Origin of the sequence: Actinoallomurus purpureus, assembly GCF_024055795.1 — a bacterium.
GTDB lineage: Bacteria > Actinomycetota > Actinomycetes > Streptosporangiales > Streptosporangiaceae > Actinoallomurus > Actinoallomurus purpureus.
The window spans coordinates 69,556-83,826 of the sequence record NZ_JAMXMY010000014.1 but is presented as its reverse complement, the minus strand read 5'-3'; the positions used below and the strand labels follow the sequence as shown (position 1 = coordinate 83,826).

Here is a 14,271-nt window from a genome sequence, read left to right as displayed (position 1 = left end):
GTGACCGGCGTTCGACGTCCGGCCTGTCCTCGGCGCCGCCCTTTTCCCCTTTTTCGTGGATCCGATTCGTTCGCGGCACCGTCGAAGATCCCGGCCGGTATTCGACCGGTGCGGCCCCGGCCGCCGGCGCTCCCCCGCGTACGGCACGGCGCACCGGCACCTGAACGTGAGGAGATTGCATGAAGTCGTTCGGCCGACGGGTGCTGCCGGTGGGCTCGGTTACGGCGCTCATCCTGGCGGGCGGAGGTCTGACCGGCGCGGCGGACGCCGCGCCGACCCCGCCGCCGCCCGGCGCGAACCTCGTCGCCCGGCCGGGCGCGCAGGCCATGGCCCCGCAGGTCACCGCGACGACGGCGGCCGCCGCCCCGGCGTCGGCGAAGCTGTCCATGACGGGGCAGTACCAGAAGACGAACATGAACTGCGTGCCGACGTCGTCGTCGATGAGCCTGTCGACCTTCGGCGTCAAGGTGAGCCAGGAGACGCTGGCCAAGAAGATGGGCACCAGCCCCACCAAGGGCACGACGGGCGCCCAGGCGCGGCCCGTCCTCAACTCCTACGCCGACCCGCTCGGCTACTCGTACGGCTTCGCGGACGCCTCGACCTCGTCGAGCCTGATGGCGAAGGTGTCGTACGACGTCGGCGTGCTGAAGCGTGCTCCCGTCCTCGGCGTGTGGATGGAGAAGCTGCCGTGGAACTCCAAGATGAGCGGCAGCAAGGTCGGGCACGCGATCGTCGCGTACGGGTACAACCGCAGCGCGGGGACGATCACCGTCTTCGACCCGTGGAAGGCCACCGGCGGAACGCACACCCTCTCGGCCACGAAGCTCGCCGCAGGCATGCAGCCGACCGGGATGTTCCTGGCCACCGGCCGCACCGACGTCGGCCTGACGAGCCTCGGCGACCAGACCGGGGACGGCACGGCCGACATGGTGGCGACCGACCGGGTCACCGGGAAACTGTGGCTCTACCCGGGGCCGGGGTTCGCCGCCGCGAAGCGGAAGCTCATCGGCAGCAGCGGCTGGAACGGCATGGCGGAGACGACCGGCATCGGTGACCTGACCGGCGACGGCAAGGCCGACCTCATCGCCGTCCGCAAGAGCGACGGCACCCTCTGGCTCTACCCGGGCGCCACGAACGCCGTCGGCACTCCGATCAAGATCGGCAGTAGCGGCTGGAACGGCATGACCGAGCTGACCGGCATCGGTGACCTGACCGGCGACGGCAAGGCCGACCTCATCGCCGTCCGCAAGTCCGACGGCACCCTCTGGCTCTACCCGGGCGCCACGAAGCGGGTCGCCACCCCGGTCAAGATCGGCAGTAGCGGCTGGAACGGCATGGAGAAGCTGACCGGCGTCGCCGACATCACCCAGGACGGCAAGCCCGACCTCATCGCCGTCCGCAAGTCCGACGGCACCCTCTGGGTCTACCCGGGCGGCAACCGCGCCGTCGGGTCGGCCACGAAGCTGGGCTCGGGCTGGGGCGGCATCCGCTCGCTGACCCTGACCGGGGACATCACCGGTGACGGCGCCCCCGACCTCGTGGGCGTCGAGGCGAGCACCGGGACGATGTTCGTCTACCCGGGCCGCACGACCGGGTACGCGGCCCGGCAGCAGCTGACCACCGGCTGGAACGGCTCGGTCGGCTGACCCATCCCCCGGAACATGAACGGGCGCGGCACCGTACGGTGCCGCGCCCGTTCGCATCGCTGGGTTGCGGGCGCGGTGATCGCCCGAACAATCGTGACCGGGTGTCTCTACAGAGCACCTTTCACAAAAAGGAAAGGACGGTCGACATGACCACCAACAACGAGCAGCCCCTCGACCGCGACAGCGGCCACCAGTCGCTGGAGCGGGGAGACGGCGAACAGCGCGTCATCCCGGAGCGGACGCTGGAGCGGGACGACAACACCCCGACGAGGCCGCACCAGACGCTGGAGCGCGGCTAAGCGGCCACCCCATGAACGACGAGCGGTCCCCTCCGGGGGGCCGCTCCTTTCACAGTCGCAGGTGCGGACCATTCTCCGGAGCAAGATCAAGAGGCGCCGGCCCAGGAGCGCTGATGGGGTCGGTGGCGAACTCGGCGACCAGCTCGAAACGGCCTCCTGCCCGTGTTCCGGCGGTGAGCCGCCCCCCGGTGCGTTCGGCCAGGCCGGTCAGCCCCGATCCACCGGGGCCTGGTTCCGGAGTCGCGGGTGGGGGGTCGGCGGCTCCGTCGTTGACGACGCGAAGCCGGACCGCGGGGCCCTCCGGGGTGACGGTGATGAGGCAGGTTCGGGCGGTGCTGTGGCGTACGACGTTGGTGACCGCCTCGCGCAGCACCGCGGCGATCGCGGCGTCCACCTCAGGCGACAGGGTGCCGGTCTCGACGGTGGTGGCGGCCTGGATCCCGGCGGCCTCCAGGACGGCGTGCGCCGTGGTCAGCTCCTGGTCGAGGCGCAGCCCCACGGCCGCGTGGGCCACTGATTCGAGTTCGGTCAGTGCGCGTTCGACCAGGTCGGGCAGCGCGGTCAGCTCGGTGCGGGCGCGGACCGGGTCGGTCTCCATCAGCCGTTCGCACAGCTCTCCCCTGAGCGCCACGGCCGACAGGCTGAAGGACAGCAGGTCGTGCAGGTCGCGGGCGATGCGGGTGCGCTCGCGGATGAGGGCTTCACGGGTCAGGTCTCGCTGGGCCTGGTGCAGCAGGACCACCAGGTTCGACAGCCGGATCAGGCCGTAGGAGACCCAGGTGAGGATGGCCATGGACACCAGGAACCCTGCCATCCCCGCCAGGTTGGGCACCGGCGGCGGGTAGAAGAAGAAAGTGATGTACAGCGCCACCGCCACACCCGTGATCACCAGAGAGCGCGGTGGCCGCATGCGGGTGAGCACCAGGCCCAGGAAGAAGGGCCACAGGTTGGCGATGGCGCTGAGTTCCCAGAGCAGGTAGCCGAACGGCATCGCGGGGACGCCCACCAGCAGCCCGAGGAGGATCAGCTGCCTGCGTGACGGCTTCATCAGCAGCAGGACCACTCCGGCCGCGCAGATCAACGGCGCCAACAGCAGCAGGGTCCACGGCCGATGGTAGGTCTGAACCGCGCCGACCAGCTGGAGCGACGCATCGCAGACGAACACCGCGGCCAGGGTGAGGCGCGCCACCCTCGGCGACTCGATCGGCGCCGGCGGGGCGGGCGAGACGCGGTAGTCGGCGGCCGTCGCACGGATGTCGGTCAGCGCCTGCCGGACGGTCTCGACGGCCGCGCCGAGCCGGTCCCGCGCGATCTTCGGCTCGGCGTCGACGGCCTGTGCCAGCCGCACCGAGGCGGCCCGCAGGTGAGCGCCGACGACCGTGCGCAGTTCTCCGTCGACCCGTAGCCGTTCGCGCAGCAGCTCCAGGCGCGCCAGATCCCCACGGGCCGCGTCGAGCCTCGCCACCATCGCCACCAGGGCGTACAGCCCGAAGATGATCAGCCCGTCATCGGCGGTCTTCAGCGTCCTCGTGATCGCCCCCAGCGCGCCGTCGCCGGCCCACATCCCGGCCACGTCCGTGGCGACCAGGATGAGCCCGAACAGCGGCCAGGCCACCCGTCCCGGGAAGAAGCACAGCGCCGCGACCGCCAGCGGCCACGGCAGCCAGTCCCAGTGCGTGCCCGCGACGGCGAACGGCACCGCGTACAGCATCACCAGGGCCGCCAGCAGGCCGTTCCGTACCCGGAGGCGACGCGGCCCGGCCAGCAGCGCCACCAGCGGCGGATAGGGAGCCATCGTGACGAACGCGACCGACCACGCCAGCCCTTCCTGCAGCGCCGACAGCAGCCGGATGGCCATGATCAGGCCGAGCGCGGTCCACATCATCAGCCGCACCAACCGCAACTGCGAATCCCCGGTGCCGCCCGACCCGTCGTCTGCCGGATCGTTCTCCACCGCCGCAGCAACCGAGGTTCCCAGCACCCGCGTCTCCCCTGGCCCCTGACATCACAGAATGTCGGTTAAATGGACATTAGTGGCGCCGATCTCCCCGGACCACATGCTCTTCCTCGCCACCCCTCCACCCCGGACGCCGACCGTCGAATCCCTTGCCGCTGAGGTACTGTTCGCCGTGATCAAGATTCTGCTCGCCGAGGACGTGGCACTGCTGCGTTCGGCGCTGGTGGAACTGCTGTCCCTGGAGGACGACCTCCAGGTGGTCGCCGAGCTCGCCTCGGGCGCGCTCATCGTGCCGACCGCGCTGGAGGTCCGGCCTGACGTGGCCGTGCTCGACATCGACCTGCCCGAGGTGGACGGCCTGGCCGCCGCCGAACGGCTCCGCGAACGCCTGCCCGAGTGCCGGGTGCTGATCCTGACCGGTCTGAACCGGCCGGGCCAGCTCCGCCGGGCACTCGCCGCCCAGGTCGCGGGGTTCCTGCCCAAGGACGTACGGCCCGCCGAGCTGGCCGGCGCGATCCGGACCGTCGCCTCAGGCGGCCGGGTGCTGGACCCGGCGCTCACGGCCGCGGCCCTGGAAGCGCCGGCGAGCCCCCTGTCGCAGCGGGAGACGATGGTGCTGCGCATGTCGGCCACGGGCGCCTCCCCCGCGGAGATCGCCGAACGGCTCTTCCTCACCCCGGGGACCATCCGCAACTACCTCACGTCGGCCGCGGTGAAACTGGACGCCAGGAACCGCGTCGACGCCATCAGGATCGCCGCCGACGCGGGCTGGATCTGAGGCCGGCGGCACGGTGGCCACCGGACCGCCCGTCCGGGATCCCTATGAAAAAGTCACATCGCAGCAGATGACGCACGCGCTATCGAGCCACCTGCCGGATCTGCGAATCTTCTCCGCGCGGTGCCTGGCAGCACCGTTTGAGCAGGCATGAGCGTAAGGGGATTCGTGATGGCGGTCGAGAAGGTCGAGTTCAGCAGCGACGGGTACCGGCTGGTCGGTGACCTCCACCTGCCCGAGCCCGGGACCGGGCGCGGCGGTGTGGTGCTGACCGGCCCGTTCTCCGGGGTGAAGGAGCAGGTGACCGGCTATTACGCGGAGCGGTTCGCGCGGCGCGGATATGCGGCCCTGGCCTTCGACCACCGCAACTGGGGCGACAGCGAGGGTGAACCGCGCCGGCACGAGGACGCCACCGCGAAGGTGTCGGACCTGCGCAACGCGGTCGGCTTCCTGGCCTCCCGGCCGGAGGTCGACGCCGAGAAGATCGCGCTGTGCGGGGTGTGCCTGGGCGGGATCTACTCGGTGCAGCTGGCCGCGTTCGACCCCCGGGTCAAGGCCGTGGCACTGATCGCGGCCGCCTACAACAACCCCAAGCTGATCCATGACCGCTTCGGCGCGGAGAACTTCGCGGCGCTGATGGCCCAGTTCGCGCAGATAGCGCAGCGGCAGTCCGACACCGGCGAGATCGAGTACTGGCCCGCTGTCAACCCCGAAGGCATGCCCGCGGGCAACCCCGGGCCGGAACCCTTCGAGTACTACGGGACGGAGCGCGGCGCCCGGCCCGGATGGGAGAACCGCTGCACCGCGCTGTCGGTGCTGCAGGAGCTGACCCTGGACGTCGACTCCTTCCTGCCGCTGGTCGACGCTCCCCTGTTGATCGTGCACGGCCGCGGCGACCAGGCCATTCCCGTAGCCGACGCGGAGGCCGCCTTCGCGGCGGCGCCCGAGCCCAGGGAACTGTTGCTGCTCGACACGAGCAACCACATCGACCTGTACGACGACGACCGCTACGTACTGCCGGCCATCGACCGGGCCGTGTCCTTCTTCGACGGGAGCGTCCGGTGAGGTCTGTTCGTCATGCCTTCCCCCGAGCCCGTCTGCTGTCCGCGGCCGCCGTGGCCGGTGCCGTCCTGGCAACCGTGCCCGCCACGAGCGGGCATGCCGACGGCTGTGATCAGGCCTGCCAGATCGACTGGGCCTGGGCGGCCCAGCGGCAGAACGCTCTGACGCGCACCGCCTTCTACGACGCGCCCAGCCCACTGCCATGGGCGCCGAGCGGAACCCTGATCCGCGCGGAGACCACCTCCGACCACGTGGTGGAGAACAAACCGGTCAAGGCCGTCCGGGTGCTGTACCACTCCCGTACCTCCCGGGGCCGTGACGTGGCGGTCTCCGGCGTCGTGCTGGTGCCGCAGGACCGCCCGCGCCCGGTGGGCGGCCGGCCCGTCGTGGTCGACGCCCACGGGGCCAGCGGCATCGGGGTCGACTGCGCGCCGTCACTGATGCGCGACCTCTACCACGGCGACCAGATGGTCCGCTTCCTGGAGCAGGGGTACGTCGTCGTCGCCCCGGACTACGCGGGCCTGGGAACGACCGGTCGTCCGGAACTGGTGAACAAGACCGCCGAGGCCGAGGACATCGCCGGGGCGGTGCGGTCCGCGCGCCAGGCCGTGCCCGGCCTGGCGCGCGGCTGGGTGCTGTGGGGGCACTCCCAGGGCGGCGGCGCGGCACTGGGCTTCGCCGAACGCCAGCTGAAGCGCCCGGAGCGTGGCTACCGGGGGGCGGTCGTCACCTCGCCCGCCGCCGATCTGCCCACGCTGGCCGCCCACGTCGCCACGACCGTCCCGTACGGCGGCTTCGCTCCGCTGCTCGCCCAGGGCGCCGCCTACAGCGACCCGAAGATCGACGTCGGGCGACTGCTGACCCCGGCCGCCCTCGCCCGCGTGGACTCCGCCCGGAACGGCTGCCTGGGCGTGACCACCGCGGTGTACGCGGACCTGACCGGGCCGGCGCTGGTCCGGCCGGGCTACTCCGGCGACCCGCGCTTCACCCGGTACCTGCGCGACAACAGCCTCGGCCACCGGCGAGTCGCCGGCCCGGTGCTGTTCCTGCAGGGCGGCGCGGACACCGTCACCCCCGCATCGGTCAACGCCAAGGTCGCCGCCGAGCTCCGCGGCACGGGGTCCCAGGTCACCTACCGGGTCTACGACGGCCTGGAGCACGACACGTACGGAGGCGCGACCGGCATCGACGACGGCGCGATGCCCGACATCCTCGCCTGGGTCAAGACCCGCTTCGCCGCCCGCTGACGAGCGGCCGAAACGACGCGGCCGGCCGAGGGCCGGCCGCTCGCACGTCGACGGGCGCGGTGCCGCGAGTGCGCCGCGCCCGTTCCAGCAGTCGTGTTCCGCGCCGTCTACTGAGGCGAGAATATTCCTGTCTCCGTAGACGGCGTGGAATGAGGCGTGCGACCGTCGCCGGCCCCGGGAACAGAACGATCTTCGGATTCGTTGCCCCGATCGTCGGAGATGGCCCGCGATCGAACGCGTACGGAATGGGGAACCCTGATGGACGACGAGGAGATCCCGGTTCACGACCTGCGTACGGACCGGCCGACCCCTGCCCGGATGTACGACTATTACCTCGGTGGCAAGGACAATTTCGCCGTCGACCGGGACGCGGCCGAGCAGGTCCTGGCCTCCGCCCCCGAGGTGCGTGTGCTCGCGCGGGAGAACCGCGCGTTCCTCGGCCGGACCGTGCGCTTCCTCGCGGCCGAGGCGGGCATCCGGCAGTTCGTCGACGTCGGGACCGGGCTGCCGACCCAGGGCAACGTGCACGAGGTCGCGCAGGCCGTCGCGCCCGGCTCCCGCGTCGTGTACGTCGACAACGACCCGATCGTCCGCGCCCACGCGAAGGCGCTGCTGCCCGACGACGGCACCACGGCCGTGGTCGAGGCGGACATGCGCGACCCGGGCCCGATCCTCGACCACCCGGACACGCGCCGGCTGATCCGGTTCGACGAGCCGGTGGCCGTGCTGTTCATGTCGGTGCTGCACTTCATCACCGACGCGGAGGACCCGTACGGCCTCGTCGCGGCGTTCCGGGACGTGTGCGCGCCGGGCAGCCACCTGGCGCTGTCCCACATCACCCCGCCTGAGCGGGGCGCCGACGGCGCGGAATCCGCCGCCGACGTCTACAAGAAACGCGCCACCTCCCCGGCCGTCCTGCGCTCCCCCAAGCAGATCGAGGCGTTCTTCGACGGCTACGAGGTGGTCGACCCCGGCCTGGTGAACCTGCCGAGGTGGCGGCCCGACGACCCCGGCGCCGCACGCGACGCCGAAGCCGTCTGGATGCTCGGCGCCGCCGGACGCAAGCGCTGACCTCTCGCGTCCGCTCGATGCCGAAGCCGGGCTACGAACGTTGCGCGCCGTCTGGCCAGATCACGTCAACGGGTGTCCCGATTCGGCGGGCGTGCTCGACAACATCAGCCGTCCCACCGAGACCGCCGGACGGGCCGCCGTCCCATACGGCCATGAGGCGGTCAACGCCCTTGAGGACTTCCTCACCAGCCGCCATGCCGGGCCTTAAGTGCCCCCCGCAACCACCATGAGTTCATCAAGGCCGGTCGTAGTGCCAAGCGCCGTCGGCTTCTACCAGGGTCAGGTGGGCCGGCGTGCAGGTGATCTGGTCGCTGAACAGGGCCCCATTCAGTGGCTTGGCAAAGGTTTTTTGGTGGCCTACATACAGCACCTGCTGTGCATTGTTTGTGGTTCGGACGAATTGCAGCGTCGCGTCCCGGACGGTGTAGGTGAAGGCATCCGTTCCTTCGAGATCCACCTCGACGGGTGAGCCCTGGTGAGTGCCGGTGAGCTGCATGCCGAACTCGGTCGAGCCATGGCCGTCTGAGCCGAAGTGCAGAGAGATGCCGCCGGTCCGGGTGACTGGTTTGACGATGCTGCCGTCGGTCAGGATGATGCGGTCGGGCAGATGGTCCTGCTGGATCCATACGCCGAACAGGCATGAGTCGAGGAGTGGGATCGGGGTAGCGGGCGTCGCCGTCGGACTGGTGGCGGCAGTGGGTTTGGGGCCACCGGAACTTGAGGTCGTGACGGCAATGATGACCGACACGACGATGGCGAGAAGCGGGATGGCCACTGCCGTGGTGATACCGAAAGGTGTCCATTGCCGAGAACTGCTGAGGCCGTGCTGTGCGGAGCCTTCGTCGCTGTCTCTTTCCGCCATTACCGCACCCCCGCCACTGGGCTGACAGCGCTTGTCCCATCGGGACGGGCCACTGCGGTCAGCGCCACATTGTCTCAAGCCGACCCGCGAATCTCCAGAGGGCCGATCGCCTCGATCCCGATTACCTCGGCACCAACTCGGCCTTCACCCGCCCCGTAAGTGCCATCGACCGCGCACGCTCCTTGCATGCACGGTCAGGTCCGGGCGGCGGGCGACCGGTTCCTACCTCGGCCGAGTACTGCGGCGATCGTCGCGTCCCCTCCAGGTGGCCCAAAACGTCCACTGGTCTGGCCGCCCCGGTCCGCCCTCCCGCACCATCCCGCCCACCCGGTCGCCCGTACTCCGTCGCACGCCCGGATCGTCTTCCGTGCCCCATGGCCCTTCTTGGACGGGACAACGGATCGCCGGTCTCGACATAATGGGGTCAGCGGTCGACAAAAGCTGGTCAGGAGGCTCGGCGCGTGGATCCGTCGTTTCCCATCGTTCCGACCGGCGACGACCGTCCGCTCACGCGGCGCGGCGGCGGTCTGGACCGTGCGCAGCCCGCCGCGGCCCCCCTGCACCAGGCCGGGGAGATGGGCCTGGACTCCGGCGAGAAGCTCCGTCAGGAATGCTGGGAGATGATCGGCGGGCGCACGCGGGACCGGCTGACGGAGCTGGCCGGCGGCGTCATCGACTGGTTCGCCCGCCGCGACGCCTCCAGCCTCGACGGCCGGCCGTACGCCGTGGTCTTCGGCGACCGGGGCCTGACCATCGCCGAGCCGCGCATCAACACCGAGCACCGCCCGGTCTACGCGATCTCGGCGTTCGTGTTCGAGCCGGGCTCGCTGCGGCACGTACGCGTGGACCACCGGCCGCCGCCGTACGCGCCCTCGTCCGGACCCGCCGTGGGATCCGGGCCCAGGTCGCCGGTCGCGCCGGTCACCGGCCTCGACCCGGCCGACCGGGGGCTGCTCGGCAACCTCCCGCCGCGCGCCCAGGAGCTGCTCCAGACCCCCTTCACGTCGGGACAGGGCGTGCTGCGCTGCCACTGGGCCTACGAGGGCTTCGAGCACCAGCTGACCATGTTCATGGTCTGCCTGGCCGGGGCGCGCGACGTGACGGTGGCGTCCGGCACGAAGGTGATCCCCGCGGGCCACTCCGACGCGACCGCCCACTGGTCACTGACGTGCTTCCGGGCCTCGGTGGCGCGCCGGATCGGTCGGTGATGTCGGCGGACTTCGCCGAACTCGCGGGGCACGACGCGTACGACGTTCTCGGCGTCGGGCAGGACGCCACCCGGGAGGAGATCCGGCGCGCCTTCCGCACGCTGGCCAAGGCGAACCATCCGGACCTGTTCCGCGAGCCGCGGGCCAAGGCGGAGGCCGAGGAGAACATCCGCCTGCTGAACGCCGCCCGCGACGCCCTGCAGCACCGCCGCGCCGCATACGACGCCTTCCGCTCCGCGCCGCCGGAGCCGGAAGCCGAGCCCGAGGAGCTCATCGACGATCCGTGGGCGGATGCCGCGCCGGGCACCCCCCCTTCGCAGGACCCATGGGCGAACGCCGACCCCGGCCCGGCCCTTTTCCCGGACCCCTGGGACACCGCCGACGTCGGCCCCCCGCCTCCCCCGCCGCCCGTTCCGGTACCGCGCCCGCCGCGGATGGACGCACCGGCGCCACCGTTCGTTCCGCCGTCCGTGCGCCCTCGTCGCCTGCTCCGCCGGCTGATCGGCATCGTGTTCTGCCTCGTCTGGTTCGGCGGCATCCTGCACATCGTGCGCTCGGCCCTTACGGACCACGGCCCCCAGCCGTCGGCTGCGGTCCCGTCCTCGTTCGCGGGCACGTGGAAGGGCCTGGTCAAGGACGTCGCCGACAAGAACCGTGAGGCCAAGGGCTGGAAGGCTCAGGTGACCCTGCACGCCGGGAAGCACAACGGTGACGTCCACTACCTCGAGAGCGGGTGCGGCGGCACCGCCGTGCCGGTCTCCTTCGAACGCGACCGGCTGACGGTCCGCACCGTGTTCTCCAACGGGACGACGGGCTGCGACGTCGGCGACATGCACCTCACGTTGCGCAAGAACGGCAGGCTCGCCCTCGCCTACTACGACAAGAACGGCAAGACGATCTCGTCGGGCGTGCTCACCCGGCGGTAGCCCCGAGCGGTCCCCTTGACAGGATCGGCGCACGGGCTGATTATTAACCTACTCGTTTTGGAACAAGGTGGTTATGAAGTGGCCGATGACCGGATCAGTCTCGTCTTCGCCGCGCTGGCGGACCCCACGCGGCGCGCGATCCTGACGCGGCTGACCCAGGGGGACGCGACCGTGGCCGAGCTGGCCGCGCCGTTCGACGTGTCCCAGCCGGCGATCTCCCGGCACCTGAAGGTGCTGGAGAACGCCGGGCTGATCTCACGGACCCGTCGCGCGACGGCCCGGATCAGCCATCTCGAGGCCGAACCGCTCCGTGAGGTGACCACCTGGCTGGCCCGCTACCAGCGGTTCTGGGACGAGAGTCACGAACGGCTCGACGAGCTGCTCGCGGCGCTGCAGGGCGAAGGACGAGACGGCCGCGCCGACGCGACCACGACGAACGGAGACGACGATGGCCAAGACGCAGATCACCGCTGAGCCCGGCATCCCGCAGGTCGTCATCACGCGGGAGTTCGAGGCACCGCGCGACCTGGTGTTCCGCGCGTACACCGACCCGGAGCTGATCGTGCGCTGGCTCGGCCCCCGCGAGCTGACGACGCGCTTCGACCACCACGAGCCGCGCGACGGCGGCCGCTGGCGCTACGTCAGCACCGACCCCGCCGGCAACGAGCACGGCTTCCACGGCGTCTTCCACGGCACGCCGTCGATGGACGGCATCGTCCAGACCTTCGAGTACGAGGGCGTGCCCGGCCACGTGGCCTTGGAGACGGTCACCTTCGAGGAGGCCGGCGGCCGGACGCTCGTGCGGTCGGTGTCGAGCTTCCAGTCGGTGGAGGACCGGGACGGCATGGTCGCCTCCGGCATGGAGAGCGGCGTCCGCACCTCGGACGAACGCCTGGAGGAACTCCTCGTCGAACTCCAGGGCCGCTGACGCCGGGGTGAGGCCCGTCGTCCTCAAGGGTGACGCCGGTTCCGGCCCCACGGGGTGACGAAACGGCGGCCGCGACTCCGCCTTCGACCGCGCCGTCGCACTGCTGACCCGCGGCCGCCGTTGAGGGCCGTCCGTCAGAGCTCGCGGAGGCGGGCGGCGGCGGTCTCGGGGAGCACGTCGTTGATGTACGCGCCGGCGCCGGTCTCGCTTGTGGCGAGGAACTTCAGTTTGTCGGCGGTGCGCTGCGGCGTGTAGATGCGGGCGCACAGGTGCGCCAGGTCGCGTGACGTACGGGCCGGCGCCTGGTACCAGCAGGCCATGTACGGCGTCGTGTCCTCGTACAGGGCGTCGAAGCGGCGCAGCACGTCGGCGTACAGGCCCATGAGCTCGTCGCGCGGGGCGGCGTCGAGGGAGGCCAGGTCGGGGACGCAGGAGCGCGGGGCGACGTACACCTCGTACGGCCAGCGGGCGGCCTCCGGCACGTACGCGAGGAAGCCGTCGGTCTCGGCCACGACGCGGGGGCCGCCGGCCTCGCGGGCGACGACGTCGCACATCAGGCACCGGCCGTGCTCCTCGCGGAACCGCTCGGCGGCGGCCAGCATCCGGCGGGGAGCCGGCGGGATGTACGGGAAGCCGTAGACCTGGCCGTGCGGGTGCGGCAGGGTCGCGCCGATCGCCGCGCCCCGGTTCTCGAAGAGGAAGACGTACTCCACGTCCGGTCGCCCGCCCAGATCGGCGGTGCGGTCGGCCCACGCGCGGCCGACGGTGGCGAGCCGTTCCGGCGGCAGGGTCGCGAAGGACCCGTTGTGGTCGCTGGTGAAGCACAGCACCTCGCAGCGCCCGCCCGCCGGGCCGCCGAGGGACGGGAAGCGGTTCTCGAACGACACCACGTGGTAGTCGGGGGCCGGGATCTCGCTCAGGTGGTCGCCGTGGGAGGGGCAGAGCGGGCACTCGCCGGGCGCCGGCTGGTAGGTGCGGTTCTGCCGGTGGGCGGCGACGAGGACCTCCTCGCCGTGCAGCTCGTCGTACCGCAGTTCGGCGGCGGGCGCGTACGGGGGCAGGTCCCGACGGTCGGGCATGGAGCGGTCCAACCCGGGCACGTCGTCGAAGTAGATGATCTCTCTTCCGTCGGCGAGCCGCACGGACGTGCGGTCGGCGGAGGCGGTGACGGCCTGTGCGGAGGACATCGGGCTTCCTTTCACGGGGAACCGAGCGCGCGCCGGACCGTACGGTCACGGCACGGGCCGGTCCAGGCTACGCGGGTGCCCGGCCGGCGCTGTTCCGGCTGACCAACTCGGTGGAAATGATGATCTTGTTGTCGCTGCGACGGCCGCTCTCGATCTGCCCGAGCAGCAGGTTCACACTGGACCGGCCGACGGCGGCGAAGTCCTGGCGGATCGTGGTGAGCGGCGGGATGAAGTAGGCGGCCTCGGGGATGTCGTCGAAGCCGATGACGCTGACGTCGTCCGGCACACGGCGGCCCGCCTCGTGGAGGGCACGCAGCAGGCCCAGGGCGTTCTGGTCGTTGGACGCGAAGACCGCCGTGACCTCCGGGTCGGCGGCCAGGGTCAGGCCCCGTTCGTACCCCGACCCGGCGCTCCAGTCACCGGGGAGGGTGACCGGCACCGGCGCACCGGCCTCGACGAGCGCGTCGTGCCAGCCACGGGCGCGTTCCCGGGCCTCCAGCCACGACAGCGGGCCGGGCAGGTGATGGACCGTCCGGTGGCCGAGGTCGAGGAGGTAGCGCGTCGCCGCCTTCGGGCCGGAGTACTGGTCGACCCCGACCGCCGGGATGATCGTCTCGCTCTCCATGACCACGAGGGGCAGGTCGGACGGCAGGTGCTTGGTGGTCTGGGTCAGCGGGACGTGCCCGGGGATCACGATGAGCCCGTCCACGCCCTGGCCGCGCAGCCGTTCGGCCGCCTCGACGATCGAGCGCTGGCTGGCCGACTGCAGCGCGACGACGCTGGTGAAGTAGTCGGACTCCCGGGCGCAGCGCTCGATTTCGCTGATCATCGACGCGGGCCCGTACAGGGTGGCGTCGAAGCTGACCACGCCGAGCGTGCGCGACCGGCCGGTGGCCAGGGCGCGGGCGAAGGCGTTGGGCCGGAAGTCCAGCTGGGCTGCCGCCGCCAGGACCTTGGCCCGGGTCTCCGTGCTCACCCTCGGGTGATCCTTGAAGACCCGGGACACGGTCTGGTGCGACACCCCGGCGAGCTTGGCCACATCCCGTAGGCCGGGGCGCGCCGTGACCCGCGCGTCTCCCCGCTCACCGGGGGCTGCGGTCATG

14 protein-coding genes are annotated in these 14,271 nt (G+C 71.3%); 10 read left to right on the top strand and 4 right to left on the bottom strand.

Annotation, left to right across the window (positions count from 1 at the left end):
* Window positions 1–179: 179 nt before the first annotated feature.
* Complete coding sequence (locus NE236_RS25045) at window positions 180–1,646, top strand: FG-GAP-like repeat-containing protein (RefSeq protein WP_252844561.1); 1,467 nt, start codon at window positions 180–182, stop codon at window positions 1,644–1,646.
* A 146-nt stretch (window positions 1,647–1,792) separates the two neighbouring features.
* Window positions 1,793–1,945 carry a hypothetical protein gene (locus tag NE236_RS25040; protein WP_252844560.1) on the top strand — a complete coding sequence of 51 codons (153 nt, stop codon included), beginning with the start codon at window positions 1,793–1,795 and terminating at the stop codon, window positions 1,943–1,945.
* Between the two features lie 49 nt (window positions 1,946–1,994).
* Here NE236_RS25040 and NE236_RS25035 read toward each other — a convergent pair whose 3' ends face one another.
* Window positions 1,995–3,926 (bottom strand): sensor histidine kinase, encoded by a 1,932-nt coding sequence (locus NE236_RS25035; RefSeq protein WP_252844559.1) that lies wholly within the window; start codon window positions 3,924–3,926, stop codon window positions 1,995–1,997.
* A 148-nt stretch (window positions 3,927–4,074) separates the two neighbouring features.
* On the opposite strand from NE236_RS25035, the gene NE236_RS25030 reads away from it, so the two are divergent.
* The 4 genes from NE236_RS25030 to NE236_RS25015 all read left to right on the top strand — a co-directional run bounded on the left by NE236_RS25030 (window position 4,075) and on the right by NE236_RS25015 (window position 8,057).
* Complete coding sequence (locus NE236_RS25030; protein WP_252844725.1) at window positions 4,075–4,680, top strand: response regulator transcription factor; 606 nt, start codon at window positions 4,075–4,077, stop codon at window positions 4,678–4,680.
* Window positions 4,681–4,827: 147 nt separating this feature from the next.
* Window positions 4,828–5,742, top strand: a complete 915-nt coding sequence (locus NE236_RS25025) for an alpha/beta hydrolase (RefSeq protein WP_252844558.1) — start codon at window positions 4,828–4,830, stop codon at window positions 5,740–5,742.
* On the top strand, window positions 5,739–6,986 hold the full coding sequence (locus NE236_RS44635) for an alpha/beta hydrolase family protein (protein ID WP_252844557.1): 1,248 nt from the start codon (window positions 5,739–5,741) through the stop codon (window positions 6,984–6,986). Before NE236_RS25025 ends, NE236_RS44635 begins: the two co-directional genes overlap by 4 nt.
* Before the next feature lie 258 nt (window positions 6,987–7,244).
* Window positions 7,245–8,057, top strand: coding sequence for an SAM-dependent methyltransferase (locus NE236_RS25015; protein WP_252844555.1), 813 nt, complete (start codon window positions 7,245–7,247; stop codon window positions 8,055–8,057).
* A gap of 235 nt (window positions 8,058–8,292) precedes the next feature.
* Here the strand turns inward: NE236_RS25015 and NE236_RS25010 are convergent, their stop codons facing one another.
* The gene (locus NE236_RS25010) at window positions 8,293–8,919 is read right to left on the bottom strand and encodes a hypothetical protein (RefSeq protein WP_252844554.1); all 627 of its coding nucleotides are present in this window, start codon (window positions 8,917–8,919) and stop codon (window positions 8,293–8,295) included.
* A 461-nt stretch (window positions 8,920–9,380) separates the two neighbouring features.
* Here NE236_RS25010 and NE236_RS25005 point away from each other — a divergent pair, with 461 nt between their 5' ends.
* From NE236_RS25005 to NE236_RS24990, 4 genes are all read left to right on the top strand, one after another.
* Window positions 9,381–10,127, top strand: coding sequence for a hypothetical protein (locus NE236_RS25005; protein WP_252844553.1), 747 nt, complete (start codon window positions 9,381–9,383; stop codon window positions 10,125–10,127).
* Window positions 10,127–11,053 carry a J domain-containing protein gene (locus NE236_RS25000; RefSeq protein ID WP_252844724.1) on the top strand — a complete coding sequence of 309 codons (927 nt, stop codon included), beginning with the start codon at window positions 10,127–10,129 and terminating at the stop codon, window positions 11,051–11,053. Before NE236_RS25005 ends, NE236_RS25000 begins: the two co-directional genes overlap by 1 nt.
* 78 nt (window positions 11,054–11,131) lie before the next feature.
* On the top strand, window positions 11,132–11,527 hold the full coding sequence (locus NE236_RS24995) for an ArsR/SmtB family transcription factor (RefSeq protein WP_252844552.1): 396 nt from the start codon (window positions 11,132–11,134) through the stop codon (window positions 11,525–11,527).
* The gene (locus tag NE236_RS24990) at window positions 11,502–11,981 is read left to right on the top strand and encodes an SRPBCC family protein (protein ID WP_252844551.1); all 480 of its coding nucleotides are present in this window, start codon (window positions 11,502–11,504) and stop codon (window positions 11,979–11,981) included. Before NE236_RS24995 ends, NE236_RS24990 begins: the two co-directional genes overlap by 26 nt.
* A 134-nt stretch (window positions 11,982–12,115) precedes the next feature.
* On the opposite strand, the gene galT is transcribed toward NE236_RS24990, so the two are convergent.
* Both galT and NE236_RS24980 read right to left on the bottom strand, forming a co-directional pair.
* A complete protein-coding gene (gene galT / locus NE236_RS24985; protein WP_252844550.1) occupies window positions 12,116–13,168 on the bottom strand; it encodes a galactose-1-phosphate uridylyltransferase in 1,053 nt (350 codons plus the stop codon).
* Between the two features lie 67 nt (window positions 13,169–13,235).
* Window positions 13,236–14,270 (bottom strand): LacI family DNA-binding transcriptional regulator, encoded by a 1,035-nt coding sequence (locus NE236_RS24980; RefSeq protein WP_252844549.1) that lies wholly within the window; start codon window positions 14,268–14,270, stop codon window positions 13,236–13,238.
* Between the last annotated feature and the right edge of the window lies 1 nt (window position 14,271).

Bases quoted from the DNA above. Each gene is read 5' to 3' on its own strand.
- NE236_RS25045 (WP_252844561.1), top strand. From the start codon at position 180: ATGAAGTCGTTCGGCCGACGGGTGCTGCCGGTGGGCTCGGTTACGGCG.
- NE236_RS25040 (WP_252844560.1), top strand. From the start codon at position 1,793: ATGACCACCAACAACGAGCAGCCCCTCGACCGCGACAGCGGCCACCAG.
- NE236_RS25025 (WP_252844558.1), top strand. From the start codon at position 4,828: ATGAGCGTAAGGGGATTCGTGATGGCGGTCGAGAAGGTCGAGTTCAGC.
- NE236_RS25015 (WP_252844555.1), top strand. From the start codon at position 7,245: ATGGACGACGAGGAGATCCCGGTTCACGACCTGCGTACGGACCGGCCG.
- NE236_RS25010 (WP_252844554.1), bottom strand. From the start codon at position 8,919: ATGGCGGAAAGAGACAGCGACGAAGGCTCCGCACAGCACGGCCTCAGC.
- NE236_RS25000 (WP_252844724.1), top strand. From the start codon at position 10,127: ATGTCGGCGGACTTCGCCGAACTCGCGGGGCACGACGCGTACGACGTT.
- NE236_RS24990 (WP_252844551.1), top strand. From the start codon at position 11,502: ATGGCCAAGACGCAGATCACCGCTGAGCCCGGCATCCCGCAGGTCGTC.
- galT (WP_252844550.1), bottom strand. From the start codon at position 13,168: ATGTCCTCCGCACAGGCCGTCACCGCCTCCGCCGACCGCACGTCCGTG.
- NE236_RS24980 (WP_252844549.1), bottom strand. From the start codon at position 14,270: ATGACCGCAGCCCCCGGTGAGCGGGGAGACGCGCGGGTCACGGCGCGC.